Annotated in this window: 1 other RNA gene and 2 pseudogenes; 1 reads left to right on the top strand and 2 read right to left on the bottom strand. The window is 70.7% G+C overall.

From position 1 onward, the window contains the following. Positions 1 to 78 precede the first annotated feature (78 nt). Positions 79 to 1,218 (bottom strand): annotated as a pseudogene (locus ACIKT0_RS17760) (DNA polymerase III subunit gamma/tau); the annotation flags it as partial. Positions 1,219 to 1,300: 82 nt separating this feature from the next. Further along, positions 1,301 to 1,398, bottom strand: an RNA gene (ffs, locus tag ACIKT0_RS17755) — signal recognition particle sRNA small type. 68 nt (positions 1,399 to 1,466) lie between these two features. Between ffs and ACIKT0_RS17750 the strand changes: the two are divergent. After that, positions 1,467 to 1,815 (top strand): annotated as a pseudogene (locus ACIKT0_RS17750) (NAD(+) diphosphatase); the annotation flags it as partial.

Raw genomic sequence — 1,815 nt, 5'->3', positions numbered from 1 at the left:
CGGTCTCGCCGATCATCATCGGCAGGCCGTAGTGGTTGTAGTAGTCGATGATCAGCGGATAGAGCCCGCGGCGCGCGTGCGGAGCAGTTCGTCCGGCGTCGGCAGGTCGGCCGCATAGGCGAGCCGCACGAGCACCATGTCGGCCGCCTGCGCGGGCTTGGGCGCCGCCTGCACCTCGGGCACGCCCTTGAGCAGCATCTGCCAGGCCCTCGACAGCGAACGCATCGACAGCCGCTCGGCGAACTCGCGTCCCCGCTTGCGCTCGCTTTCGCTCAGCGCCGGATCGTCCGCGGTCCTGGGCGCGATCTTGATGCGGGTGACGAGATGCGTCGTCTCGGCGAGATCCGCCAGCACGGAAGCCGGGTCGGCGCCGGCCGCATGCTGGGCGTGGAACGCGTCGAGCGCTGCGCCGGCGTCGCCGCTCATCACCGCCTCGAACAGGTCGAGCACGCCAGCGCGGTCCGCGAGGCCAAGCATGCCGCGCACCGCGGCGGCCTCGACCCGGCCCTCGCCATGGGCCATCGCCTGGTCGAGCAGCGACAGGGCGTCGCGCACCGAGCCCTCCGAGGCGCGCGCGATCACGGCGAGCGCCTCGTCCTCGATCGCGACCTCTTCGGCCGCGCAGATGCGCGTCAGATGGGCGGACATCTCGTCGGCCGCGACCCGCCGCAGGGCGAAGCTCTGGCAGCGCGACATGACCGTCACCGGCACCTTGCGGATCTCGGTCGTCGCGAAGATGAATTTGACGTGCGGCGGCGGCTCCTCGAGCGTCTTCAGAAACGCGTTGAAGGCGCTCGTCGAGAGCATGTGCACTTCGTCGATGATGAACACCTTGTAGCGCGCCGTGACGGGCGCGTAGTGCACCGTCTCGAGGATCGCGCGCACATCGGCGACGCCAGTGTGGGACGCCGCGTCCATCTCGACGACGTCGACATGGCGCGACTCCATGATCGCTTCGCAATGCACACCGAGTTCGGAGAGATCGGTGGTCGGGCCCCCTGTCCCGTCGGCGCGCTCGTAATTCAGCGCCCGCGCCAGGATGCGCGCCGTGGTCGTCTTGCCGACGCCGCGGACGCCCGTGAGGATCCACGCCTGGGCGATGCGGCCGGACGCGAAGCCGTTGCGCAACGTGCGGACCATCGGCTCCTGGCCGATCAGGTCCTCGAAACGCTGCGGACGATATTTGCGGGCAAGGACGCGGTAGGGAACAGCGCTCATGCGGCCCGGCGCTCCGGGTCGGCGGCGGAGAGAGAGGCGCCGGCCGTCGCCGTCATCACGCAGGGGCCTCGTCGCAGAGAAGGGTGGGAGGTCGGACGACGACCCGTATCGGTCTCGTTGGGGCTGCTTCCTTTCGGACCTGACCCGGTTGGCGAGGGACACGTCCACCGCCAACCTCCCGGCCCTATATGGGCCACCGCGGAGGTCAGATGCAAGCCGCGCGACCCGCATCCGGAAATTTGCCGCTCATGGCCCATGATGAGTCCTCAGGCGATCACCCCGATCTCGGCTATGCGGGCTTCACGCTCGACCGCCTCGGCGACCGCCGCAACGATCCCGCGGCCGTGGCCGCCGAAGCCGCGGACCCGGCGCGCCTGACGGTGCTTTTCTCCGGCGACAGGGTGGCGCTGCGCCTGGACGCGGGCGGCGCTCCCCGCCTGCTGTTCGGGAACGCGGAGGCTGCCCGGCTCGGCGCCGCCGAGCCGCAGGTCTTTCTCGGCCGCTCGCCCGAAGGTCCGGTCTTCGCGGCGGCGATGGCGGAGGACGCTGTCGCCGACGACGTCGCGCTGGAGGACCTGCGGGCGCTCGCGAGCGAAG

Origin of the sequence: Hansschlegelia beijingensis (genome assembly GCF_045505405.1) — a bacterium.
GTDB classification, from domain to species: Bacteria; Pseudomonadota; Alphaproteobacteria; order Rhizobiales; family Methylopilaceae; genus Methylopila; species Methylopila beijingensis_A.
This window is presented reverse-complemented; position numbering and strand designations above follow the sequence as displayed.